Raw genomic sequence first — 24,269 nt, forward strand, 5'->3', positions numbered from 1 at the left:
GTAGAGCTGGGCGCGGGTGATCCGGCCCTGCACCGCCTGGTTCTGGACCGCCTACAGGGGTAGGACCGTGGTGCGGTGGTGGTGATCGAAGACGATCGAGCTGCGGATGTCGGCGATCTCCTGGCGTTTCGCCAGGTTGAGGACCAGGTCACGAAGGGCCTCGGTGTCCTTGACCGCCACGTGGGCCAGGAAGTCGGAGGCGCCGGAGACCATGAACATGGCCAGCGTCTGCGGGAGTTGCATCACGTAGTCCTGGAAGGCGGTGGCGACGGCCATCGCCTGCGGCCGCAGCTTGATCGAGATGATCGCCTGGGTGGCGCGGTCGATGGCCTTCAGGTCGACGGCGGCGTGGTAGCCGCTGATGACGCCGCGATCGCGGAGCGACCGGACGCGCTCGAGACAGGTCGACGGAGCGATGCCGAGGGCGGCGGCGAGATCGCGGTTCGTTCGGCGCGCGTCTTCCTGCAGCAGTTCGAGGAGCGCCGTATCAAGTTCGTCCATGGACAGTAGTTTCGCAGATTCACCGAACGATGTTCGGTTCCCCATGAAATCGACCGGACGAACGACTAGTTTGCCGCCATGACAGAGAAGCTGGTCGTGGTGATCTCGACCGACACCCCGGTCGGGGTCGCCCTGAACACTGCCGCACTGCTCGGCGTGGCCCTCGGCCGGGCGAACGACGAGATCGTCGGCCCGGACACAGTCGATGCCTCGGGCAACAAACATGCCGGTATGTGCACCCAGCCGATCCCGGTACTGCGGGCATCCGGCGAGCGACTGCACGAGCTACGCGACCAGGCCGCCGCGCGCCCCGACGTCGCCGTCCACGAGATGCACCAGGTCGCCCAGCAGGCACGCACCTACGAGCAGATGGCCGACACCCTCGCTGGCACCAAGCCTGAGGACATCACCTACCTCGGCCTCGGTCTGCACGGACCGAAGAAGGCGATCGACTCCCTGGTCGGCGCCCTCGCCCTCTACCGGTGACAATCGCTGCCGGCACGGCCCCAGGACTCAGTAGGCCTGTTCGTAGAGGTGCCGGAGGTCGGGGTCGCTGGGGCCACTGTGGCCGCAGGTGCTGACCTGGCCGTTGCTCGCGGAGACGAGATAGCTGTCGCCGATCGTGAAGTCGACACCGAGGAGGGTGGCGACGTCTTCGGGCATCGATTGGACCTCGACGGTTTCGCCGGGGCCACCGCGGTACCAGTGGGCCACCTGCAGCGTGATCAGGTCACCCTTGATGGCGGTGACCTGGCCTTCGAAGGCGATCGGCAGTTCCTTGAAGTCGGCAACCTCCGGGGCGCGGCACTTGCCGTTCGCGCCGCCGGCCATGGTCAGTTTCACCGCCGGGGCAGGAGGCGTCGCGGCGGTCGGCGGGTTGTCGCTCGGCGCCAGGCCCCAGACGAGGCCGGCGGCCGCGATCAGAGCGACCGCGGCGGCGGCCGGGATCCAGCGGCGGCGGGTGGTCGTGGTGGGCCGGGTTTCGGTATCGGCGGTCATCGTGGTCTCCAGGAGGCGATCGAGGTCGGGTCGGGGAGCACGCGATGCCGGGTCGGCGGCCTGCAGCCGGGCCAGCAGTTCGTCGTCGTTCACAGTTCACTCCCTCTCTTGACCTGTTCCTGTCCGGCCGTGCCGCCGTTCTTTCGGTCCAGCTCGGCGGCGAGTTTTTTCTTTGCCCGATGCAACCGGATGCTCACCGCGTTCGCGGTCAGGCCGGTCACCTCGGCGATCCCCTGCGGCGCCAGGCCCTCCCATGCCCACAACTGCACGACCTCGCGATCGAGCTCACCGAGGGTGCGCAAGGCGTCGTACAGCTGGTCGTGTTCGGCGGGCGCGGAGGCCGATGGTGTCCGCGCCAGTTTGTCGACCAGTCGCAGCCGCCGCTGCTCGGCCCGGCGAGCGTTCGCGAGGCAGCCGCGGGCGACGCCGTAACACCACGGCAGTACTTCCTCCAGCTGCGGTACGTCGTCGATCCGTCGCCAGAGGACGAGCATGGTCTCGGCCAGTACGTCGTCGACCGCGGCCGGGTCGGCCCGTCGTACCAGATAGCGGTGCAGCGGCTCACCGACCGCACGCACCAGCGCCTCGAAGCGGGCCTCACGCAGGGAAGTCACATCTCCCCCTGTCCGGCACGTCGTCGATTCTTTCAAAGTTTCGCCCCCGGATCGGGAACCTGGTCGCGAATCTCGACACAGAGGGGGCATGGGCAGGCAGGATGGACTGATCATGACGGCGAGCGACCGGGAGTTGTGGGAGCGGGCCGCGGCCGGGAGTTCGGAGGCCTTCGGGCAGCTGTACGACCGGCATGCACGCGCGATCTACAACTTTCTGTACCGGCGCACCGCGTCGTGGAGTGATGCCGAGGACCTGACCTCGGCGGTCTTCCTGCACGCCTGGCGCCGGCGCGCGGACGTCGTACTGGACCGCGAGTCGGCACTGCCCTGGCTACTGCGCGCAGCCGACTACACAGTGCGTAACGAGTGGCGGGCCAAACTCCGCTATCGGCGCGCGCTGGCGGCTGCACACCTGCTGGCTGATCACCAGCGGGACCATGCCGATGACGTCGTCGGCCGGCTGGACAGCGACCACCATCTCGCACGGGCCCGTACGGCGTTGGCTCGGCTGCCGCGTCAGGAGCGAGAGATCGTCGAACTGTGTGTCTGGTCGGGACTCGACCAGCAAGCAGCGGCGATCGCGCTCGACATCCCCCTCGGCACGGTCAAGTCCCGGCTCTCCCGAGCCCGGAAACACCTGCGCGAGCTGGGCATCACCGACACTTTCGTGGAGACCTCATCATGACCGACAGCATCACTCCCCCGCCGGACCACGACCTTCCCGGCACCGTACGCAACCGCCAGCGCGACGAACTGGTCGCCATCGTCGACCACGAGGCCGAGACGCCTCGCCGGCGGCTCGCCGTACCGCTCCTCGCAGCCGCGGCAGTGCTCGCCGTGGTCGCCGGCCTGGCGGTCGCCGTACCGGCTTTGCGGGACAAGGACGAGCCCGCCCCGGCTGCCACCCAGCCAAAGGTTGCGGCGAGCAAGAAACCGCCAGCGCAACCGGCCAAGACTCGTCAGCTCAGCGCCGCCCAGACCGCCGCCTTCCGGAGCGCGTGCATCACCTTCACGCAGTACTCGTCGGACTCGTTCGCAAGCTACGAGGTCATCGAGGCCTTCGAGTATGTCGAGACCGCACGACCGAGCCTGGCCAAAGGCTGGCTGGTCGCTCGCAAGGGGATGGACTACTGGATCTGCGCCCGCGACGGACGCGGATCCGTGGTCGGCGACTCCGGCTTCGGACCTGCCGTGTCGCCAGCCGGCAAGGATGTCCCGTATCTGTTCGCGCCGGTCGACCAGCGCGGCGTCAGCAGCGGCATGTACATCCCGTCGATCACCCGCGTGACGGTGCAGCACACCGGCGAAGCTGTGGTCGAGGCAGTCCTCAAGGACGGCTTCTGGTTCGCGCCGATGGAGGACGCCAAGCTCAGGCGGGACAGCAAGGGCCAGCCGGTGCGGCCTGACAACGGCCTGATCGGCGTGGCGCCGGGCTGGACGATCCGCGGGTACGACGGCGCCAAGCTGGTCTACGACTCCGCGAAGAACGGTCCGCAGGTCGCGAAGTGCTACAGCAACCCGGCCGTGACCGAGGTCTTGGTCATCAACGGCGTGAAGAACCCGACCCCGGCCACCTGCCAGAAGATGTTCGACTGGCGGTGATCAGTGCACCTGGCGGCCTTCGTCGGCCCAGTGGGGTCGGCGAAGATCGCGCTTGAGGACCTTGCCGGTTCCCGAGATCGGCAGGGCTTCGACGAGTTCGAGGCTGCGCGGAGCCTTGTAGCCGGCGATCAGGGTCTTGGTGTGGTCGCGCAGCTCGGCGAGGGTCGGAGCCTCGCCGGGATGCGGTACGACGACAGCGTGCACGCGCTCACCCCAGTCGGGATCGGGGACGCCGATCACCGCGCACTGGGCGACGGCGGGGTGCCGGGCGACCGCGTTCTCGACTTCGGCGGAGTACACGTTCTCGCCGCCGGTGACGATCATGTCCTTGAGCCGGTCGACGACGTACAGGTAGCCCTGGTCGTCGAGATAGCCGGCGTCGCCGGTGTGTAGCCAACCGTCATGGAGAGCGGCGGCGGTCTCGGCCGGCTTGTCCCAGTAGCCGACCATGATGTGGTCACCGCGGACGGTGATCTCACCGATGGTTGCCGCAGGCACCTGGTTGCCGGTGGCATCGATGATGCGCAGCTCGGAGTGCGGGGCGGCTTGACCGGCCGAACGCAGGAGACCGTTCTGATGGTCCGTCGGGGTCAGCAGCGTGACGATGGGCGCAGTCTCCGTCAGGCCGTAGGCCTGGGTGAATGTGACGCCAGGCAGCGCCTTCATCGCTCGCTCCAGTACGGCGGCCGGGATCGGTGAAGCGCCGTACAGGATGGCGTGCAGGCTGGTGAGGTCGTAGTCGCCGATGGTGGGATCGTCCACGAGGAGCTGGATCATCGTCGGCACCACCAGTACGTCGGTGACTCCGTGGGTCGCAATTGCCTCGAAGACGAGTTGCGGCTTGAAGCTCGGCACATAAACGTGCCGACCACCGGCCAGGAGCGCCGCGCCCCAGACCGCCAGCGCGGCCAGGTGAAACATCGGCGCGCAGTGGAGAGCCCACGAATCCTTGGTGGGCATGCAGCCGGTCGCGGATGAGCCGAGCCACGAAGTGGCGAGGTTGGTGTGGGTGAGCATGACGCCCTTGGGGAAGCCCGTCGTACCGCCGGTGTAGAAGATACCGGCCAACTTGTCGCCTCCGCGACAGGCGTCCGAGACGGGTTGTGCGCCCGCGATCAGCGCCTCGTAGCTCAGCATCCCGTCCGGCGTCTCGCCGTCACCGAGGTAGATCACGGTCGCCAGCCCCGGAAGATCAGGGACCATCGCCACGAACGCGTCGTCGACGAAGAGCACGCGAGTGTCGCAATCCGCGAGCGAGTAGGCGATCTCCGCCGGGCTCCAGCGGATGTTGACCGGATTCAGTACGGCGTTCGCCCACGGCACCGCCAGCAGGTATTCGGCGTACCGGTCGGAGTTGAGCGCGAGGATGCCGACGCGGTCCCCCGGACCGACGCCCAGCCCCTGCAGCGCTCCGGCCAGGCGCGCGACCCGCTCGGCCACCTCGCGGAACGTCCGCCGGCGGTCGGCACAGATCGTCGTCACTGCGTCCGGTTGCTGCTGCACAGCGCGATGCAGACCTTGGGTCAGATACATCGGACACCCCCTGGTGAAAGAGTCGGGAAGGCTTTAGAGTGATTGCACTGCACCGCGTAGCGCAATGGAGTGTAACTGTGGCTGGTCGTCCCCGGAACCCCGAACTCGAGAAGCGTTTGCTCCAGGCAACCTGGGAGTTGCTGACCGAGCGCGGGTACGACGCGTTGACGCTGGCCGAGGTGGCCAACCACGCCGGGGCTCATCGCACGGACGTCTATCGGCGCTGGTCGAGCAAGGCCCAGCTGGTGGTCGACACCCTGAGCGAGCATCTGCCGCCGATCGTCACACGCGACACCGGCTCACTGCAGAGCGACCTCCGGTCGATTCTGGCCGCTTTCGCGGAGTCCTGGTCGGCGCCGTGGATCGACGGAGTCGTTGCCCTGTCCGCCGATCTGCAGCACGATGCCGACGCGGAGCTGGCGTTCCGGCGGATGGCCGAAGGCCGTGGCGACGCCTTGCGGAACGCCCTCGACCGGGCCATCGCGCGCGGCGAGATCGCCGCCACCACCGACCGCGGCCTGGTCGGGGATCTCATCGAGGGACCGCTGATGCACCGGCGGATCGCGGGCCGGCAATCGCTCAGCCCGGAGTTCCTCGACACCCTCGCCGCCGTCGTCCATCAGGTTCTGACCGCGGGGTCCTCAGTGAAACGGTGAATATCCATGGAGCTCTACCCAGGCGAAGGACTGACTGAGTCGTACGTCGTCCTGCGCGACGGCCGGCGGTTACGCACGATCGCGGCCGGAGCGGGCCCCGGCCCACTCGTCGTCTTCGAGGCCGGCATGAGCGCCCCGGCCGCCAGCTGGATTCACACCCAGCGCGAACTCAGCGCTCACGCACGCACGCTGTCCTACGACCGCGCCGGGTACGGCGGAAGTGACGTCGACCTGGCCGATCGAACGCTGGAGCGTCTCGCGGACGACCTCACTGCCCTACTGGACGCTCTCGGTGAGTCCGAGCCGGTGATCCTCGTCGGGCACAGCTGGGGCGGGCCGATCCTGCGGCTGTTCGCTGAGCGCTCTCCAGAGCGGGTCGCCGGCCTGGTGTTCATCGATGCGACGCTCGTCGAGGTCATGCCCGAGAGCGACGCGAAGCTGCTGTCACGATCCTTTGCGGTGATGGAGTTTCTCACCCGCATTGGCGGCAAGCGACTGATCGTGAAGCAGACGATCCCGCACTGGTCGCCCGACTTCAGCGACGCTGATCGCGAGATCATGATCCGCGACTACGCGAGCGCGCGGGCGATGCGGGCCGGTCGCCGCGAGGCCCATCAGGTCGTTCCCGCCCTGAAGACGATGCGCAGGTTGCAAGCAGCCGGGACGCCGGATGTGCCCACGATCTGCCTGCAGGCCGGGCGGGTCGACCGCGGCACGAAGGAGCGTCGCCCGGCCTTCAATCAGGCTGCCGAATCGCTGATGGCGGCGGTCCCGAACGGCCGGGTCGAGGTCGTCGAAGGCGCCGGACACCTTGTCCCGCAGGAGAATCCGGCCGCGACCCACGCCGCGATCCTCGAGATCCTGACCGCCGGTCGCAGCTGACCCGAGCGCCGATCTGCGTCGATCCCTTGCATCCTGCGGCGGACAGCTCTACGTTACTTAAACTGCACAGCGTAGCGAAATGAGGTGAGCAGGGTGCACGAGCTGTCGGCGACGGCGCAACTCGCGGCGCTACGCTCCGGTGAGCTGAGCTCACTGGAGCTGACGACGCACTATCTGGAGCGGATCGCGAAGTACGACGACACGCTCGGCGCTTTCGTCACCGTCACCGCGGAGCTCGCGATCGACGAGGCACGGCGGGCCGACGAGCGGATCGCGGCCGGCGAACACCAGCCGCTGCTCGGACTGCCGTTGGGCATCAAAGACCTCTTCCCCACCGCTGGCGTGCGCACCACCTTCGGCTCGGCAGCACTCAGCGACACCGTCCCGGACGCCGACGGCTGGACGACCGGACTGCTTCGACAGGCGGGCGCCGTACTGGTCGGCAAGACGAACACGCCTGAGTTCGGCGCCACCTGCTACACCGAGAACGCGGTGACCACGCGACCCTCGGTCACGCCGTACGACGTGACGCGGTACGCGAGCGGATCGAGTGGTGGCGCGGCCGCGGCCGTTGCGGCCGGTCTCCTGCCGGTCGCGCACGCCAGTGACGGCGCCGGCTCGATCCGCACCCCAGCAGCGACGTGCCATCTGGTCGGTGTGAAGCCGAGCATCGGTCTGGTCACCCCTGCGGTGCCGGCCAGCTCCTTCTTCCCCGCATCCATCGAGGGACCGATCGCGCGGACGGTTGCCGACGCGGCGCTCCTGCTGGACGTGATGGCCCAGCCGTGGACCGGCGACCTCAACGGCTGGCGGCCGGATCGCACGTTCACCAACGCCATCGGTCAACCGCCCCGTCCCTTGCGGATAGCCGTGTGGACCGAGACCGGACTGGACGTCGACCCACATCCCGAGGTGGTCCATGCGGTCGAGCGGACGGCCAAGCTGCTTCAGGCGCTGGGGCACGAGGTCCGTGAGGTCCCGATCCCGGCACGCTGGGACGACGCCGTACGGCGGGCCATGCGGACGCACTTCGGCTACCTTGTCGACCTGGTCGTGGAGTCGATGGTCCCCGACGAGCGCGCGGCCCTGCTCACGCCGTACACGAAGTATCTGAACGAGATCGGCGCCGAGCTCTCCGGTGCGGATGTCCTGACCGCACAGGCGATCCAGGTTCGGTTCGCCAGCGCGTTCCTGGCCACCGACGCCGACGTCGTCCTGACGCCGGTCACGAGCGGCCCTCCGGTCCCGCGCGGGCACTTCGAGACCGCCGGGGTCGAAGGAATCATCGATCTGATGCTGGAGTGGTCGGTCTACACCCCGTGGGCCAACCTGACCGGTCAGCCGGCGGTCGCCCTGCCGTCACATCTCGACCACGAAGGGCTGCCCTACGGCGTGCAGCTCGTCGGACGTCCTCGCCACGACCTCGAGTTGCTCGCGCTGGCCGCGCAGCTCGAGAGTGCCGCCCTGTGGGACGACGTACATCCACCCTGCTGGAGTCAGTAACGCTACGGAGAAACCATGAAGAGAATTGCTGCACCCGCTGCCGTCTGCGCAGCGGTGCTGGTCGCCTCGGGCTGCGGCGGCGCGAGTCCCGCGGCCGAGGACCAAGCGGTGGTCGACGGTGCGACGTTCACGTTCGGCATCGACTCCGATCCCGGCAACCTCGACCCGCAGTCCGGGGCGAACAGCTGGGTCCAGCAGCTCGGCCGGTTCGGCTACGACCCGCTGGTCCACATCGATGCCGACGGCAAGATTCTGCCCGGTCTCGCGACTGCTTGGGCAGTGGACGGCAACCAGGTCGAGCTGACGCTGAAGAAGGGCGTGACCTGCTCGGACGGTACGCCGTTCACTGCGGCGAACGTGGTCTCGAACCTGGCCTGGGTCGCGGAGCCGAAGAACAAGAGTCCGCTGCTCGGCGTCTACCTCCCGGCCGGCACGAAGGCGACCGCGGACGATGCGGCGGGCACCGTGACGATGACAGCCCCGCGCGTCGGTTCGTTCGTCCTCAACGGCTTGGCGAAGCTCTCGATGATCTGCGGCAAGGGCCTGCAGGATCGCAAGGCGCTGGCGCAGGGAATGGTTGGCACCGGCCCCTATACGTTGACCTCGGTAGCGGCGAACGACCAATACACGTTCACCAAACGCGACGGCTACACCTGGGGACCGAACGGCCTCAGTACGACGACGCAGGGGTTGCCGCAGAAGGTTGTCGCCAAGGTGGTCCCGAACCCGACCACGGCCGCGAACCTGCTGCTCTCCGGCGGACTGAATGCGGCCGCGGTGATCGGACCGGATGCCAAACGGCTGCAGAACCTGTTCACCGCGAAGATGCCGTTGCTCGTCGGCGAGATGTGGTTCAACCAGGCGGCCGGTCGCCCGGCCGCCGATCAATTAGTACGTGAAGCCCTCACCAGCGCTGTCGATCTACCGCAACTGGCCAAGGTCCTCACCTCCGGAGCCGGTACGGCGCCGACCACGCTCTCGGCCGTCGTACCGCTGGCGTGTCAGGGTGACTCGGTCACCGCTGCCCTTCCGAAGCACGATCTGGAGAAGGCGAAACAGCTGCTGGACAAGGCGGGCTGGGTTGCCGGAGCAAACGGCGTCCGGTCCAAGGATGCCAAGCCACTCGCGTTGACCTTGTCGTTCAACACGGCCTTCGGCACTGGGATCTCGGCGGCGGCTGAGCTCGCGAGCAAGGCCTGGACCGAGCTGGGCGTGAAGGTCACGTCGAAGCCGCAGGACACGACCGCGATCAACGGTTCGCTGTTCGGCACCGGTGACTGGGACATCGCATGGGTCGGCGTCGGTGCAAGCTCGCCCGACCAACTGGTGCCGTTCGTGTCCGGACCGGTCCCACCGAACGGGACGAACTTCGCGCACATCGAGAACGCGTCGTACGGCGAGGGCGTGGCCGCGGCGGCGAAGCTTCAAGGCGCGGACAGCTGCGAGTCCTGGTTGAAGGCCGAGGCCGAGCTGGTCGGCGATGTCGACGTGGTCCCGTTCGCGAACGACGTCCTCCAGATCTTCGGCAAGGGTGCTCGCTTCGAGAACCTCGGCGGCCTGGTGCCGACGAGTATCCGGATGCTGGCCGGCTGACATGACGACCGTCGAAGCCGTGCCGGTGCTCGACAGCCCGTGGGTGCGGTTCGCGGCCCGCCGGCTGGGCCGGATCGTGGTCTCGGTCTGGGTGCTGATCACGGCGGCGTTCCTGATGATCCATCTCGTGCCTGGCGATCCCGTGCGTACCGTGCTCGGGCCGACCGCCACGGCCGAGGTGGTCGCCGCGAAGCGGGAGGCGCTCGGACTGAACGACCCGCTGTGGGTGCAGTACGGGCACTACCTGCACGGGGTGCTCACCGGGGACCTCGGTACGGCGTTGACCTCGAACCTTCCCGTATCCCAAGTGATCGAGCAGCGGCTGCCGACGACCGCGACCTTGGCGGTGCTGGCGTTCCTGCTCGCGGTTGCGGTCTCCATCCCGCTCGGGGTGTTCATGGGCGTACTGACTCGCGGCGGACGTGCTCGCCGGGCCGAACTGGCCTTCACCGGGACAAGCGTCGTACTGGGTGTGATTCCGGAGTTCCTGCTCGCGGTTGGGCTCGTCTACGTGTTCGGGGTGAAGCTCGGTTGGCTGCCAGTGGCGGGCCGGTCGGGACCAGCGTCGTACGTGCTGCCGGTGGTCGCGCTCGCGATCGGGCCGGCCGCCGTACTGAGTCGCATCGTGCGGGTCGAGATGTTGAACGTGCTGTCGGCGGATTATGTGCGGACGGCTCGGGCCAAGCGGCTTCGAGCCGGAGCCGTGTACTTCAAGCACGCGTTGCCGAACACGTTGACGGCGACACTCACGCTCGGTGGGTTGCTGCTGAGCGTGATGGTGGCGGGGACGGTCCTCGTCGAGAACGTGTTCGCCTGGCCGGGGCTCGGGACCACGATGATCAGCTCCATCCTGGCCCGCGACTATCCGGTCGTCCAGGCGATCGTGCTCGTGTACGGCGTCGGCGTACTGCTCGTGAATCTCGTCGTCGACGTCGCGCTGGCGGTCCTCGACCCGCGATCTGCCATCCGGGAGAGCTGATGAAGAAGAGATGGCTGTCGGTACTGCGGACGCCCGTGGGACTGAGTGCGGGGCTGCTGTTGATGGTGGTGCTGGCGCTGGCGGTGGTCGCGCCGATCCTCTGGTCGGGACGAGCCGATCATGTGGACACGAACGCGATGCTGGAAGGCGCTTCGGCGCGGCACTGGGTCGGCACTGATGATCTCGGGCGCGATCTGTTCTTCCGCGTCCTCGTCGCTACTCGGCTCTCGGTTGAGTTGGCCTTGCTGGCAACGCTGATCGCAGTGGTGGTCGGGCTCATACTCGGAACATTGCCGGCGCTGGTCGGACGTCGGTTGGGGCACTTCGTCGTTGCGATCGTCAACGTGGCGGTCGCCTTTCCGGCGTTGTTGCTGGCTTTGTTCTTCGCGGTGGTCTTCGGTGTCGGTGCGCACGGTGCGGTGCTGGCGATCGGGCTGGCCAGTGCGCCGTCGTTCGCTCGGTTGACGCAGACGCTGGTGGCCGGGGTGATCTCGCTGGACTACGTCGCGGCGGCCCGGGCCGGCGGGGTCGGGCGATTCCGGGTGCTGCTGCGACACGTGCTGCCCAACATCGCGGAGCCGCTCGTCGTCAACGCCACGATCGGCGCTGGTGGTTCGCTGCTCGCCTTTGCCGGGTTGTCGTTCCTCGGCCTCGGTGTCCAGGCGCCGCAGTACGACTGGGGTCGGTTGCTCGGTGACGGGCTCGACGGTATCTACGTGTCACCGGCGGCCGCGCTGGCGCCAGGTGTCGCAGTGGTGATCGCGGGGTTGGCGTTCAACTTGTTCGGCGAGGCGGTGGCCAAGGGGTTCGGGCTGACGTCGCCGGTGGGAAGGTTGCTGCGGGCATCTAATGTTCCGGTGGCGCCCGACGTACCGGAGCTTGATACCGAGAACGTGCTCGATGTCCGCTCGTTGTCTGTCACCCTTCCGAATGGCCTACAGCCCGTGCGGGACGTGAGTCTGCGCATTCGGCGGGGTGAGGCGGTTGGGGTGGTAGGCGAGTCCGGGTCGGGTAAGTCGCTGACTGCGCTGGCGATTGCCCAGCTGATCGAGGAGCCGGTGCGGGTGTCGGCATCGCGGCTGCGGCTCCGCGGCACGGATCTGTTGACGGGATCACATCGGCGGCTGCTGGGGACCTCGTTGGCGATGGTGTTCCAGGACCCGATGACCGCCTTCAATCCGGTACGGCGGATGGGCGCGCAACTGGCTGAGGGAGCTCGCGAACATGACGGGCTGACGCGCAAAGCGGCGTACCGGCGGGCTGTTGATCGACTGCGGTCGGTACGGATCCGCGAACCGGAGCGGCGGGCGGGTCAGTACCCGCACGAGTTCTCCGGCGGGATGCGGCAGCGCGCGCTGATCGGGATGGGGATGATGGGCAACCCGGCGCTCATCATTGCCGACGAACCGACCACGGCCCTTGATGTCACTGTGCAGCAACAGATTCTGCAGCTGCTCGAGGAGATCAGGCTCGCTGACGAGGTAGCGCTGCTACTGATCAGCCACGACGTCAGTGTCGTGAGTGCGGTCTGCGACCGGGTTCTGGTCATGTACGCCGGCCGCATCGTCGAGGACCTACCGACCCTGGAACACGCGCGACACCCCTACACGCGAGCGCTGGTGGCCGCCGTACCGACTATGCAGACGTCGTTGACGGAACCGCTCGCGGTGATCCCGGGCCGGATGCCTGATCTGGGTGATCTGCCGACCGGCTGCGCGTTCGCGCCGCGCTGCCCGCTCGCCGACGATCGATGCCGCCAAACCGAACCGGAGTTGGTGACGTCGTCCGACGGTGCACGCGTCGCCTGCTGGCATGCCAATGACCTAGCTCTGACGACGCGGGGGTCCTGATGTCCGAGCTGAGCTTCGACGGTGTCACCATCCGCTACGGTCACGGCCGACACAGCCTGACCGCGGTCGACGACGTCAGCCTGACCGTGCCTGGCGGCGAGATCGTCGGGCTGGTCGGCGAGTCCGGTTCCGGCAAGTCCACGCTGGCACGCGCTGCAGTGGGACTCACCCCGGTCACGTCCGGCCGCATCACGGTTGGCGGCCAACCGGTCCCGACCCGGGGCCGACGGCCGTTGCAGATGGTGTTTCAGGATCCCTATCTGTCGCTGAATCCACGGATGTCGATCGGCCAGTCGATCGCGGAACTGCTGCCGCCGAGCTCACGCGCCGACCGAGCCGCCGAGGCCCGGCGGCTGCTCGAACTCGTCGACCTCGCCCCGAACCGCGCCCAGCAGTTCCCGTCCCAACTGTCCGGCGGCCAACGCCAACGCGTCGCCCTGGCGCGCGCCCTCGCCGCCCGCCCCGAGGTGATCATCGCCGACGAGATCACCTCCGCCCTCGACGTCTCCGTCCAAGGCACCGTCCTCAACCTGATCCGCGACCTCCAGTCCCAGCTCGGCCTGTCGATGCTCTTCATCTCCCACAACCTGGCCGTCGTCCGGTACGTCGCCACCCGCGTCGTGGTCATGTACCGCGGCCGCATCGTCGAGCACGGCGCGGCCGCCGACGTGCTGGAAGAACCTCAGCACCCGTACACCCGGGAGTTGCTGAGCTCGGTGAACGGGCGAACGCCGGGAGCAGCGTGAGGTCTGTTCCCGGCGTTCGCCGGTGGGGTTACTTGATCGTGTAGGTGAAGGTGTCGTGGCGGAGGGCTTCGCCGGAGACCTTCACGATCTTGAGGGTGTGCTGGGCGTTCCTCAGGTTGGTGGCGGTGAAGACCTGGCGGTTGGTGACCCGGGCGTCGTTGTGCAGGTTGACGCGGCGGACGACCTTCCCGTCGAGGTAGACGTCGGCTTCACCTTGGTCGGGGGCCAGGGCGGTGGACCAGTCGACCGACGTACCGGTAAAGGTGAAGGAGGCTGAGGCGCCGTTCGCCGTGGTGGCGTGGACGTCGTTCAGGTAGTCGCCGCGGAAGCGGAAGTCGAGGGCGAGAGCGCCGACGGCCTGCTTCGCGAGGTACTCCTTCTTGATGGTGACGGTGCGGCCGGTGACGGTGTAGTCGGTCCCCTTGACGAGGTCGGTGCCGCCGTTGGCGAGGCCTGCGAGTTCGCCCGGGTCGCGGCTGATCTCGATGCTGACGTCGGCCGGCGCGGCCTTGTTGAAGGTGGCCTTGTCGGGGTTGAGCAGGCTTTCCTGCCGGATGTTGAGCTTGTCGACCAGCATGAACTGGCCGCTCTTCTTCACGCCACGGATGGTGTGGGCACCGTTCGGCAGGTCGGAGATGCTGTAGACGACCTGCTGCGCACCACGGCCGTCGGCCTGGTAGGTGTTGACGGTCTGCTTGAGCTGGCCGTCGATGTAGATGTCCACCTCGCCTTGCGAGTTGTGTGTCTCGGTGACGTAGTCGACGCCGTTCCCGACGAAGCTGTAGGAGAACGAGTCACCGTTGGTCTCGGAGTACTGGACGTCGTCCTGGTAGTCACCGAGCCCGCGACCCGAACTGCGGCTCCACGAACCCGTGTAGACGATCTGCGAGTTGTCGTTGTTGACCTCGAGCGTCCGAGTGCCCGCGTTGGCCGCACCCGCGGCGCTGGTACCGGCCGAGTCGGAGATGGTGACGTTCAGCGGCTCGGTGGTGGCCGGCACCTCGTAGTTGCCGTTGCGCTGCCAGGCGCCGTCGTACGAGACGCGCAGGTCGTCGTCGTTCACCTTGATCGTGGAGTTCTTCTGCGGTGTCACCTTGAACAGCCGCGTGCCATGGATCGGTACGTCGTTCGCCGTGAAGCTGCCGTTGAACGTACCGAGGTCCTTCTTGGCCCACAGGTCCCGGACCTTCGCGGAACCGGTCAGCCCGAGGTCGGCGAACGTCGCGGTCATGTTCGCGTCGGTCTGACCGAGGTTGAACAGTGCCACGGTGTAGCTGTTGTCGGCGTTCAGCGCGTACCAGACCTGCCGGTTCGACGTGGTGGCCACCGGGTGCGCCGGACGGCCGGCCTGGTTGACCGCGATGACTTCGCGGTTGGTCAGCAGGTCGAGGCCGTACTGGTCGAGGCGCGTCAGGTCGTTGCCCGTGTACATCGGGGCGGCCGACACGGCCCACAGCGTCGCCGCCGTACGGCGCTCGTCCTTCGTCATGCCGTCCATCTGGCCGTTACCGACGTCGAGGGAGTCGAGGTCGTTCCAGCCACCGGGACCGGCGTGCCGCCACCAGTCGGCGAGCTTCGGGAAGAGCCGGCTGATGTTCGGCCAGGCGGTCAGCGCGACGCCTTCGCAGTAGCACTCGACGTCCCAGTCGATCCGCCAGCCGTTCGCGTACTGCTTCCAGTAGTCGGCATAGTTGATGTCGAGCGCCCAGGACAGCTCGAGCCAGATCTTGTGCTTGGCGAGCGCGGTCGACCAGGCCTTGACGTCGTCGCGCGCGTCCAGCGTGAGGTTGCTGACGCCCGACCCCGGCGTCACGCTGTCGAACTTGAGGAAGTCGATCCCCCAGGAGGCGAACAGGTCCGCGATCGAGTCGATGTACTTCTGTCCACAGGGCTTGGAGAAGTCGATCTTGTAGCCGATCCCCCAGTAGTCGGCCTGCTGCAACGGCCGGACCGGCAGGTCACCGGTCTTGCACTCGGGCGCGCCGTACACGGGCAGGTTCGCGTCGATCACCTGCTGGCCGATGCCGGGGATCGCGTAGATGCCGATCTTCTGGCCCTGCTGGTGGATGTACTTGATCAGGGTCTGGAAGCCGCTCGGGAAGTTCTTCGCGCTCGGCGTCGGGCGGCCGTAGGCGTCGATCCCGTCGTTCCACGCGGCGTCGATGTTGATCCGGTTGTAGCCGTACGGCTGCAGCTTCGCGTGCATCGCGTCGGACTGCGCCTTGATCTGCTTCTCGTTGATCCAGCTGCCACCGTTCCCGGCGTACACCTGCATGCTGTAGCTGCTCCAGCCCATGTAGGGCTTGTCCGCCTGCGCGCCCGCCGGCCCACCAGGAACCACCGTGACGTTGGACGGAAGCGGAGCCTGCGGTACGGCGCCCTGCTGCGAAGCGGCCTTGAGCACCGCCCCGGGGCCTGGCAGCGGAGCCGCGGACGACATCGCCGCCGAACCGGTGGGAATGAGTGCGGCGATGACGAGCGTGGCGACCACGCCTCGCAATGCCTTGGCGCGTATGGATCTGGTCATCAGCGGCGACCTTCTGCCTGGCGGATCGGATAGGATATGGGAATCTTGATCGGGTTAAGTAAGTCCGTCAAGATCCGATAGGCCAAATCCGATAGAAGGGCCGAAGCCCTCAGTTTCTCAGGCGAGGTACGGCGTGACGTTCCGCAGTGCCCTGATCACGTAGTCGTCCTTTTCGCCCACCGGGGCCACATAGTCCATCGCTTCCGTGGCCGCCTCCAGGCCGTAGAGCCGGGCGATCGTCCAGGTGGCCAGATAGGTCGATGCCAGACAACCGCCCGCGGTCGCCAGGTTGCCGCGCGCGAAGAACGGCTGATTGAGAACCTCAACCCCTGCCGCGACGACCCAGGGCTTGGTGGTCACGTCGGTACACGCCGGTACGTCGTCCAGCAGGCCGAGCTTGGCCAGGACGAGCGCGCCGGAGCACTGCGCGGCCAGCAGGTGTTGCTCAGGGTCGAGCCCCTTCAGGACGGCCATGATCTCCGGGTCCTCGACCACCTCGCGGGTCTTGCGACCACTCCCGATGATCACGGCGTCCGCCGTACAGGCTTCTTCGAGGTTGATCGCGGCCTCGATCGTGACGCCGTTCATCGAGGTCACCCGTGGGGTCGGGCTCGCGATCGAGACGCGCGCGCCGGGGACGCGGTTCAGAACGCCCAGTGCGATCAGGGAGTCGAGTTCGTTGTAGCCGTCGAAGGTCAGGATCGCGGTGTGCATGGCTCGGACGGTACGCCGGTCGATCCATGACGATCCACAAATTGTCCTGCATACAATGCGGGGATGCGGACACCGAAGTACAAGGGACTGGTCGACGCGCTGGCGGCCGAGATCCGCGGCGGACGCCGGCCCGCCGGATCGCGGCTGCCCACGCATCGGGAGTTGGCCGCGGCCGAGGGGATCGCGTTGGTGACCGCGTCCCGCGTGTACGCCGAGTTGGCCGCGATGGGTCTCGTGAGCAATGAGCAGGGCCGGGGCACGTTCGTACGTGATCTGGCGACCGTCGATGAGTTCGACCAACGGTCGGTGGCTGTCGATGCGATCGATCTGAGCTTCAACTCCCCCTCCGTGCCGGGTCAGGCGGATCTGCTGCGGCAGGCGTTGCGAGAGCTGGCCGCTGCCGGGGATCTCGATGCGCTGCTGCGGTACCAACCGCATCGAGGGCGCGCGCAGGATCGGGAGGCGGTGGCACAGCATGTACGACGGCGTGGGCTGACCGTCGGTCGGGAGCGGGTCCTGATCGTGAACGGCGCTCAGCACGGGCTGGCGGTCTCGGCGATGGCGATGTTCCAGCCGGGCGATGTGATCGCGGTCGATGCGATCTCCTATCCGGGGTTCATCGTGCTGGCCCGGACGCTCGGGCTGGAGCTTGCGCCGCTGCCCGCTTCGACGAGCGGGATCGATCTCGATGCGCTCGACGAGTTGTGCCGGCGGCGACGCGTGCGCGGTCTGTACGCGATGCCCACGCTGCACAACCCACTCGGTTGGGTGCTCCCCGGCGAAGCACGCGAACGACTGGTCGCAATCGCTCGGCGCTATGAGTTGGCCGTGATCGAGGACGCGTCGTACGCGTATCTGGCCGAGGAAGCGCCGCCACCGCTGGCGATGCTCGCGCCCGAACTGACGGTCTATGTGTCGGGGTTGTCGAAGAGCGTCGCGACCGGACTGCGGATCGGGTACGTCGTTGCGCCGGATGGACTCGTGCCGTCGATCGAACGCGTGATCATGGCGACGACCTGGCAGACGCCCGGCGTGACCGCGGCCATTGCGTGCCGGTGGTTGGAGGACGGCACGGTCGATCGGCTTGAGGTCCAGAAGCGTGCGGACGCTCGGGAGCGGCAGGCGATCACCTTGGCGGCGCTGGACGACCTGCCGTCGATCGGGCACTCGTCGTCGTACGTCCGATGGTTGCCCTTGCCACCTAATACCCGGCCCGACCGCATCGTGGCCGCACTGGCCGGGCGCCGGGTCGCGGTCTCCACGGCAGCACCGTTCGCGACCACGGCCGTCGTACCGCAGGCACTCCGGTTGGCGATCGGATCGGTCCCGCTCGACCAGCTGGCGCACGCCGTACGAGCGGTTCGGGAAGAAGTCTTGAAAGATGCTGCGAATTGACACCCATCCGGGTCCTGAGCAGGACCGAAGAGCAGATGTGAGCGGCACCGCTCACACTCCCTCAGCTCAGGAAAGAGATCGTCATGTCTCGTAAGATCGTCCGCGCCGGCCTCGCCGCGACTGCTCTGGCCCTTGTTCTGGCGACCGCTGCGTGTGGCAGTGACGACAACAAGGCCGACACCCCCGCTGCCTCGCAGCCGACCTCGGCCCCGACCAGCGCGCCCTCGAGCGAGCCCTCGATGGACAACGCCTCCGGCCTCGTCGGCCCAGGCTGCGAGGCCTACGCCAAGGCCAACCCCACCGGCGCCGGCTCCGTCGACGGCATGGCCGCCGCACCGGTCGCCAACGCCGCCTCGGCCAACCCGCTGCTGACCACCCTCGTGGCCGCCGTGTCCGGCAAGCTCAACCCGAAGGTCAACCTGGTCTCGACCCTGAACGGCGGCGAGTTCACCGTCTTCGCACCCGTCGACGACGCCTTCAAGAAGATCGACGCCAAGACCATCAACACCCTCAAGACCAACGACGCACTGCTCACCAAGATCCTGACCTACCACGTCGTGGCCGGCCAGCTCGACCCGACCGCGGTCGTCGGCAAGCACGCCACCGTCGAGAAGCAAGAGGTCGACGTCACCGGTTCGGGCCAGGCCCTCAAGGTCAACAACGCCAACGTCATCTGCGGCGGCGTCAAGACCGCCAACGCGACCGTGTACCTGATCGACTCGGTCCTGATGCCCCCGGCCGCCTGACCAGCAACCCCCGCAGTACGCCGGACCGGTGCCCCGTGCAGTTGCCGTGGGCACCGGTCCGGGACCACCATGAGGGTCGAACAGAGGAACAACAGCGTGAACGAACCGACCGCACTCCCCTGGCCGGGCAACGGGTCCCGGCCAGGCGTCACCGATGCCGAACTGCTGGCCCGCACCGCCGGTGGTGACACCGCGGCGTTCAGCACGCTCTACGACCGGATCAGCCCTTGGGTCTACGGACTCGTCCGGCGGGTCCTGCGCAACCCGGCCCAGTCGGAGGAGGTGACCCAGGAAGTGATGATCGACATCTGGCGGACCGCCAGCCGGTTCGACGCCGCCCGCGGTTCGGCGCATTCCTGGATCCTCACCATCGCCCATCGCCGGGCGGTCGACCGGGTCCGCTCCGAACAGGCCGCGAGCGATCGCACCGAACTGGTCGGGGCCCGTAGTGTGGAGGTCGACTTCGACCAGGTCTCCGACACCGTCACCACCCGGCTCGAGGCCCAGCAGGTGCGGCGCTGTCTGGGCACCCTGACCGAGCTGCAACGGGAATCGATCGAGCTCGCCTACTACAACGGCTACACCTATCTTGAGGTAGCCCAGCAACTCGACGCCAAACTGCCAACCGTCAAAGCCCGAATGCGCGACGGTCTGATCCGGCTCCGTGACTGCCTCGGAACCACCAAGGGGGGTACGCCATGACCGAACCAGACGTGCACACTCTCACCGGCCCCTACGTCCTGGACGCACTGCCCGAGGACGAGCGGGTCCGCTTCGAGGCTCACCTGGCCGAGTGCCAGTTCTGCACCGCCGAGGTGTCCGAGCTGCGCGAGACCGCGATCAAACTCGCCACCCAGGTCGAAACGGCCCCGCCGCCGCAGCTGAAGGTCAACGTGATGCAGGCGATCGAGAACGTCCGCCAGCTGCCCCCAGTGGTCGCCGGTACGACGGATCTCGTCGCAGCCAAGCGCTACAGCCGCCGGTCGGTGTTCGCTCTGGCCGCGGCAGCGCTGGTGATCGCGGGGGCCGGCGGAGTTGCTGTCGACCAGTACCGGGACAAGAACGCAGCCGTTCAGGCCACCAACCAGATGGCGGCGGTTCTCGCCCAGCCGGATGCGAAGACCTCGCACGGCTCGGTCACCGGCGGTGGAGAAGCCACCGTGGTGATGTCCGCCCGCGCCGACGCGGTCGTCGTCGTACTGCACGAACTGCACAAGCCGCCCAGCGGCAAGGTATGGCAGATGTGGCTGATGGACGCCGCGCAGAACGCTCGCTCGATCGGGCTCACCTCGGGTGATGTCGCGACCGTGATCCAGGGCGGTGTCGTCGGGCAGACCACGTTCGGTCTGACCGAGGAACCGACCGGTGGTTCCGCCAAGCCGACGACGACTCCGGTGGCCGCGGTCGAGATGACCTGATCCTGACAGTGCCCGACCGAACCGTCTCTGCTGGGAGAATATATCGATTTCCCGTGCCGTCGCCCACGGCATGGTTGCTCTCTGCAGAGACGGAGTCGGTCATGACAAACGCCCACCCCCGACGCTGGGTCGTCGCGCTCGCGACGCTCACGCTGCTGGGGTCCACTGTCGGCTCGGCTGAGGCCGCCGACAACCTCGCTCCAAATCCCGTTCTCGCCAGCACCGCGACTGGCTGGGGAACCATGTCAGGCGGTACCGGCGCTCGGGTCGCGATCAGCGGTCACCCGATCGCGTCGTACGCGTATCAAGTCACGCTCTCCAGCGGGACCGCCGGGATCTACCTGCCGCAACTGCCGGTCGCCGGCGGGACGAAGTACACGGTCGCCGTCGACGCCAAGACCAGCGGTTCGGCCCGGATGCAGATGGACTGGTACGGCGCCAATGGCAGCTACCTCGGGAGTACCGAGGGACCGTCGGTCGCGACGAACGCTACGGGCTGGACGAAGGTCTCGGCCCAATTCACTGCACCTGCTGGAGCGACGAACTCACATCCGCTGACTTACATCGCCGGTGGTTCAGGCCAGTGGCAGACGACCGCGGCCGACTATCGCGTGGCTGGGGACGACCCGCCGCCGACCGGTTCCACGGCAGCTGAGAACTTCCACTGGGGTACGCCGCTGCCGGCGAGCGACGAGTTCAACTACACAGGCGCTCCGGACCAGAGCAAGTGGGGCATCTACGGCGGGGCCAACGGGTGTGGGCCGGGGCATGCGGGCAACGGCCAGCGCTGCGGCTACACGAATACGGTGCAGAGCGGTTATCTGCGGCAGACCGGTTACGCCAATGGGGATTCCGCTGGACTCGCGTCGCAGTTCGGTCAGAAGTACGGGCGGTGGGAGGTGCGGGCTCGCGTCCAGTCGGCCGGCGGTAGCGGAGCGCCGTACCACCCGGTCTTGATCACTTGGCCCGACTCGGATCAGTGGCCGCAGGGCGGTGAGTACGACTACTTCGAGGTGAACGTCGGCGAGACGCGGGCGACCGCGTTCATGCATCACCCGACGAACGGGCCCGTGGTGCAGGACGAGTACCACTCGGGTGGGCTGGATCTGGCGCAGTGGCACAACTACGGCTTCGAGTGGGCGCCGGACGGGCTGACCGGATACATCGACGGGCAGCCGTGGTTCCACGACACCGATCCCGCCGTCCAGGCGCCCGGCCCGATGCACCAAACGATCCAGTTGGACAACTTCTGCGGATGCTCGATGCAGAAGGCGTACTTCGACGTCGACTGGGCCCGGGTCTACAGCCGTTAGGGAACGGCCAAGGTCAGGACCACCTCATTGCGGCGGATCGTGAGGTGGCCCCCGGTGGCCTCGGCATAGCGACGAGCTATGTCGAGGCCGAGACCGGACGAACCGCGGTCGCTGCGACCACGCTCCCCCGCACCCAGCGGGATCCCCGGTCCCTCGTCCGCGATAGTGATCCGTACGGCGTTCTCTATGCGCAGCAAGGTGATCCGGGCCGGTGTGCCGTCGGGAGTGTGTGCGACGACGTTCTCGACGAGGGCATCCAGAGCTGCGGCCAGGTCCTCAGGTGCGGACCGGACCATCGCGGGTGGGTCCGGGAGATTGAGGGTGAGGTCGCGGCCTTGGTCCTCGAACAGCGGTTCCCAGAACGCGGCGCGGTCGCGGGTCACCTGGACTGCGTCGCACTGCGGGACGCGACCTTCACGTTGCGGCCGTCGCGCCGCGCTGATGACTGCGGTCAGGGTGCGTTCGAGGCTGGTGACCTGGGTGTTGAGCTCCTCGGCTCTTTCGCGATCCGGGAGTGCCTCGACCTGAAGTCTGAGCGCGGTCAAGGGTGTGCGGAGTCGGTGGGAGAGGTCGGCCACGGATTCGCGTTCGACGGCGATGACCTCGTCGATGCGATCCGCAAGGCGATTGAGGGCAGCACCTACCTTGGCCACTTCCGCCGGCCCGGTGACCGGGGCTCGCGCCTCGAGATCACCACCGGCCAGGCGCTCCGCCGTACCGGCTGTCTCTTCCAGCGGGCGGGCGAGACGGCGGGAGACAAGCTCGGCGCCGACGATGCTGAGGAGTAGGACGAGTAGGCCGGCTCCGGCCACGACGAGTACGCGCGGCATCAGGCCGGCGTGGAGTTGGTCGCCGGTGAGGTACAGGCAGACGGAGGCTGGGCCTTGCCGGGTACCGACGTCGATCTCGACGGCCAGGCCGCCGTTGATGGTGCGGTAGTCGGCGTCCCCGATCTTCGGTGGGCCCTTGTGGTCGTCGTCATCGCCGTCGCCGACCGGTGCGTTCTTGGGTGGCGAGACGCCGCCGGGCGGGGCCTGGCCGAGCGTCGTACCGTCGTTGAGGCGCACCGAGATCCGGCCGGGACCGTCGTTGGCGACCCCTTGGATGTAGGCCGCGATGTCGTCCTTGGTGTGGTCCTTGTCGCCGACGTAGTACGCCACCGCCTCGGCGCGGTAGCGGGCCTTCTCCTTGGACTCGGTCGCCGTCGTACTGCGCAGGAGCAGGATCAGCGGTACGGCGAACCCGATGACGACGAGCGTGGTCAGCCCGACCGAGAGCAGAAGGATCCGGCGGCGCACTTCAGCTCTCCAGTACGGCGAGCTTCACGCCGACGCCGCGGACACTGTGCAGGAGTCGCGGCGCTGCGGCGGTCTCGCCAAGCTTGCGCCGCAACCAGGAGAGATGGACGTCGACGGTTCGGTCTCCGCCGCCCCACGGGAGCCCCCAGACCTCGGCCAGCAACTCACGCTTGCTGACGACCGCTCCTGGTCTCCTCGAGAGCGCCAGCAGGAGGTCGAACTCCTTGCGCGTCAGGTCAACCGGCTGCCCGTCAAGCGTGACCTCGCGGCTGCGCGGGTCGATCTTCAGCGGACCGACATCCACCGTCACGTCCTGCTGGTCGGTGCCGAGCCGTCTCAAGACCGCTCTGATGCGGGCGTCGATCTGGGCGGAACTGTAGGGCTTGATCACATAGTCGTCGGCACCGGCGTCCAGGAGCTTCACCACGCTCGCGTCATCATCCCGAGCGGTCGCAACAATCACCGGCACATCACTCACCGACCGAACCATCGCCAGCACGTCACGCCCATCGAGGTCGGGCAACCCCAGATCCAGCAGAACCACCTCAGGCCGCTCCCGCGCCACCCCCGCCACACCCTCGGCCCCACCCGCCACCGCCGTCACCACATGGCCCACCGCAGTCAGAGACTTCGTGAGCGACGTACGAATCGCATCGTCGTCCTCCACCAACAACACCCGAGCCATGCCAACGAGAGTAGCCACTCACCCCCCGCGCCCGCTCCCGCCTCGCTACCGCTCGCCCCGCCACCTAACCCACCCACCGGGTCGGGGGGTGGGTTAGGTGGGTGGGGGTGGTTTGAGGCCGGTGGTGCGGAGTTCGAGGGTGGCTAGTTGGCGGATGACTGCTGGGTCTCCTTCGCGCCAGGCGGTGACGGGGTCGTCGGAGATGCGGGCGAGTTTGTGCATGGGCTGGTTGGCCATGGCGCGGAGGGCGAAGAGGTCGAGGTCGGCGGCGTTGTCGATGAAGCGTTGGGCGGCGTTGGCACGGCGGATGAAGCGGAGGCGGCGCGGGAGCCAGATCAGGAGGGCGAACAGGATCGGCAGGGTGATGGTGACGGCGGCCAGGACGTAGGCGAGTTGTTCGACGGCGTGGGCCTGGTCGCGGCCGGCTTGGGCCATCCGGGCGGCTGCCGCGGCCGCGCCGTCGACCGGAGAGCGGAGGTCGTCGCCGACGATGGGGACCTTGCCGATCGGGTCGGAGAGGCGGTGGAGATCTTCGGCGAGGCCGTCGCCGGCTTCGGCGGTTTTGCGGCCGGGCGTACCGAGGGCGTTGGTGATGCGGAAGACCAGCAGGCCGACCTTCACGCACACGTAGATCCAGCCGACCAGCAGCAGGTCGCCGAAGAGCTGCCAGAACCGCTGTCCGCCGACTTGCGAGTAGAGCCTCATGGGCCCCGAG

24 protein-coding genes are annotated in these 24,269 nt (G+C 67.7%); 15 read left to right on the top strand and 9 right to left on the bottom strand.

Going from position 1 to position 24,269, the window contains the following annotated elements; all coding sequences use genetic code 11:
• Nucleotides 1-51: 51 nt before the first annotated feature.
• On the bottom strand, nucleotides 52-501 hold the full coding sequence (locus ACIA49_RS04110) for an Lrp/AsnC family transcriptional regulator (RefSeq protein ID WP_396375612.1): 450 nt from the start codon (nucleotides 499-501) through the stop codon (nucleotides 52-54).
• A gap of 78 nt (nucleotides 502-579) precedes the next feature.
• Between ACIA49_RS04110 and ACIA49_RS04115 the strand changes: the two genes are divergently transcribed.
• The gene (locus tag ACIA49_RS04115) at nucleotides 580-987 is read left to right on the top strand and encodes a DUF2000 domain-containing protein (RefSeq protein WP_396375613.1); all 408 of its coding nucleotides are present in this window, start codon (nucleotides 580-582) and stop codon (nucleotides 985-987) included.
• Between the two features lie 27 nt (nucleotides 988-1,014).
• On the opposite strand, the gene ACIA49_RS04120 is transcribed toward ACIA49_RS04115, so the two are convergent.
• Entirely contained in the window at nucleotides 1,015-1,593 is a 579-nt protein-coding gene (locus ACIA49_RS04120) for a hypothetical protein (protein ID WP_396375614.1), read from the bottom strand.
• The gene (locus ACIA49_RS04125) at nucleotides 1,590-2,114 is read right to left on the bottom strand and encodes an RNA polymerase sigma factor (RefSeq protein WP_396375615.1); all 525 of its coding nucleotides are present in this window, start codon (nucleotides 2,112-2,114) and stop codon (nucleotides 1,590-1,592) included. The genes ACIA49_RS04120 and ACIA49_RS04125 overlap by 4 nt, the downstream gene beginning before the upstream one ends.
• An 88-nt stretch (nucleotides 2,115-2,202) precedes the next feature.
• Between ACIA49_RS04125 and ACIA49_RS04130 the strand changes: the two genes are divergently transcribed.
• Together ACIA49_RS04130 and ACIA49_RS04135 are read left to right on the top strand one after the other, a co-directional pair.
• On the top strand, nucleotides 2,203-2,799 hold the full coding sequence (locus tag ACIA49_RS04130; RefSeq protein WP_396375616.1) for an RNA polymerase sigma factor: 597 nt from the start codon (nucleotides 2,203-2,205) through the stop codon (nucleotides 2,797-2,799).
• Nucleotides 2,796-3,716, top strand: a complete 921-nt coding sequence (locus tag ACIA49_RS04135; RefSeq protein WP_396375617.1) for a hypothetical protein — start codon at nucleotides 2,796-2,798, stop codon at nucleotides 3,714-3,716. The genes ACIA49_RS04130 and ACIA49_RS04135 overlap by 4 nt, the downstream gene beginning before the upstream one ends.
• Here the strand turns inward: ACIA49_RS04135 and ACIA49_RS04140 are convergent, their stop codons facing one another.
• Entirely contained in the window at nucleotides 3,717-5,249 is a 1,533-nt protein-coding gene (locus ACIA49_RS04140; RefSeq protein ID WP_396375618.1) for a long-chain-fatty-acid--CoA ligase, read from the bottom strand.
• 77 nt (nucleotides 5,250-5,326) lie between these two features.
• On the opposite strand from ACIA49_RS04140, the gene ACIA49_RS04145 reads away from it, so the two are divergent.
• The 7 genes from ACIA49_RS04145 (at nucleotide 5,327) to ACIA49_RS04175 (ending at nucleotide 13,458) form a co-directional block, all read left to right on the top strand.
• Nucleotides 5,327-5,905: a TetR/AcrR family transcriptional regulator gene (locus ACIA49_RS04145; RefSeq protein WP_396375619.1), complete on the top strand. Its 579-nt coding sequence runs from the start codon at nucleotides 5,327-5,329 to the stop codon at nucleotides 5,903-5,905.
• A 6-nt stretch (nucleotides 5,906-5,911) separates the two neighbouring features.
• Nucleotides 5,912-6,787, top strand: coding sequence for an alpha/beta fold hydrolase (locus ACIA49_RS04150; RefSeq protein WP_396375620.1), 876 nt, complete (start codon nucleotides 5,912-5,914; stop codon nucleotides 6,785-6,787).
• 84 nt (nucleotides 6,788-6,871) lie between these two features.
• Nucleotides 6,872-8,290: an amidase gene (locus tag ACIA49_RS04155; protein ID WP_396375621.1), complete on the top strand. Its 1,419-nt coding sequence runs from the start codon at nucleotides 6,872-6,874 to the stop codon at nucleotides 8,288-8,290.
• Nucleotides 8,291-8,305: 15 nt separating this feature from the next.
• A complete protein-coding gene (locus ACIA49_RS04160; protein WP_396375622.1) occupies nucleotides 8,306-9,883 on the top strand; it encodes an ABC transporter substrate-binding protein in 1,578 nt (525 codons plus the stop codon).
• Between the two features lies 1 nt (nucleotide 9,884).
• Nucleotides 9,885-10,862 carry an ABC transporter permease gene (locus ACIA49_RS04165; RefSeq protein WP_396375623.1) on the top strand — a complete coding sequence of 326 codons (978 nt, stop codon included), beginning with the start codon at nucleotides 9,885-9,887 and terminating at the stop codon, nucleotides 10,860-10,862.
• Nucleotides 10,862-12,712: a dipeptide/oligopeptide/nickel ABC transporter permease/ATP-binding protein gene (locus ACIA49_RS04170; RefSeq protein WP_396375624.1), complete on the top strand. Its 1,851-nt coding sequence runs from the start codon at nucleotides 10,862-10,864 to the stop codon at nucleotides 12,710-12,712. The genes ACIA49_RS04165 and ACIA49_RS04170 overlap by 1 nt, the downstream gene beginning before the upstream one ends.
• Nucleotides 12,712-13,458, top strand: a complete 747-nt coding sequence (locus ACIA49_RS04175; RefSeq protein WP_396375625.1) for an ABC transporter ATP-binding protein — start codon at nucleotides 12,712-12,714, stop codon at nucleotides 13,456-13,458. The genes ACIA49_RS04170 and ACIA49_RS04175 overlap by 1 nt, the downstream gene beginning before the upstream one ends.
• Nucleotides 13,459-13,486: 28 nt before the next feature.
• Here ACIA49_RS04175 and ACIA49_RS04180 read toward each other — a convergent pair whose 3' ends face one another.
• The gene (locus ACIA49_RS04180; protein ID WP_396375626.1) at nucleotides 13,487-15,985 is read right to left on the bottom strand and encodes a X2-like carbohydrate binding domain-containing protein; all 2,499 of its coding nucleotides are present in this window, start codon (nucleotides 15,983-15,985) and stop codon (nucleotides 13,487-13,489) included.
• A gap of 117 nt (nucleotides 15,986-16,102) precedes the next feature.
• Entirely contained in the window at nucleotides 16,103-16,699 is a 597-nt protein-coding gene (locus ACIA49_RS04185) for a DJ-1/PfpI family protein (RefSeq protein ID WP_396375627.1), read from the bottom strand.
• Nucleotides 16,700-16,762: 63 nt separating this feature from the next.
• On the opposite strand from ACIA49_RS04185, the gene ACIA49_RS04190 reads away from it, so the two are divergent.
• The 5 genes from ACIA49_RS04190 to ACIA49_RS04210 all read left to right on the top strand — a co-directional run bounded on the left by ACIA49_RS04190 (nucleotide 16,763) and on the right by ACIA49_RS04210 (nucleotide 21,571).
• Entirely contained in the window at nucleotides 16,763-18,094 is a 1,332-nt protein-coding gene (locus ACIA49_RS04190) for a PLP-dependent aminotransferase family protein (protein ID WP_396375628.1), read from the top strand.
• 83 nt (nucleotides 18,095-18,177) lie between these two features.
• A complete protein-coding gene (locus ACIA49_RS04195; RefSeq protein ID WP_396375629.1) occupies nucleotides 18,178-18,840 on the top strand; it encodes a fasciclin domain-containing protein in 663 nt (220 codons plus the stop codon).
• 96 nt (nucleotides 18,841-18,936) lie between these two features.
• The gene (locus ACIA49_RS04200) at nucleotides 18,937-19,542 is read left to right on the top strand and encodes a sigma-70 family RNA polymerase sigma factor (protein ID WP_396375630.1); all 606 of its coding nucleotides are present in this window, start codon (nucleotides 18,937-18,939) and stop codon (nucleotides 19,540-19,542) included.
• A complete protein-coding gene (locus ACIA49_RS04205; RefSeq protein WP_396375631.1) occupies nucleotides 19,539-20,258 on the top strand; it encodes an anti-sigma factor domain-containing protein in 720 nt (239 codons plus the stop codon). Before ACIA49_RS04200 ends, ACIA49_RS04205 begins: the two co-directional genes overlap by 4 nt.
• A 101-nt stretch (nucleotides 20,259-20,359) precedes the next feature.
• Complete coding sequence (locus tag ACIA49_RS04210; RefSeq protein WP_396375632.1) at nucleotides 20,360-21,571, top strand: glycoside hydrolase family 16 protein; 1,212 nt, start codon at nucleotides 20,360-20,362, stop codon at nucleotides 21,569-21,571.
• Here ACIA49_RS04210 and ACIA49_RS04215 read toward each other — a convergent pair.
• From ACIA49_RS04215 to ACIA49_RS04225, 3 genes are all read right to left on the bottom strand, one after another.
• Nucleotides 21,568-22,869, bottom strand: a complete 1,302-nt coding sequence (locus ACIA49_RS04215; RefSeq protein ID WP_396375633.1) for a sensor histidine kinase — start codon at nucleotides 22,867-22,869, stop codon at nucleotides 21,568-21,570. The two genes, ACIA49_RS04210 and ACIA49_RS04215, sit on opposite strands and share 4 nt — an antisense overlap.
• Before the next feature lies 1 nt (nucleotide 22,870).
• Entirely contained in the window at nucleotides 22,871-23,554 is a 684-nt protein-coding gene (locus tag ACIA49_RS04220; RefSeq protein WP_396375634.1) for a response regulator transcription factor, read from the bottom strand.
• 93 nt (nucleotides 23,555-23,647) lie between these two features.
• On the bottom strand, nucleotides 23,648-24,259 hold the full coding sequence (locus ACIA49_RS04225) for a hypothetical protein (protein WP_396375635.1): 612 nt from the start codon (nucleotides 24,257-24,259) through the stop codon (nucleotides 23,648-23,650).
• Nucleotides 24,260-24,269 lie beyond the last annotated feature (10 nt).

Source organism: Kribbella sp. NPDC051587, assembly GCF_044453945.1.
Taxonomy (GTDB): domain Bacteria; phylum Actinomycetota; class Actinomycetes; order Propionibacteriales; family Kribbellaceae; genus Kribbella.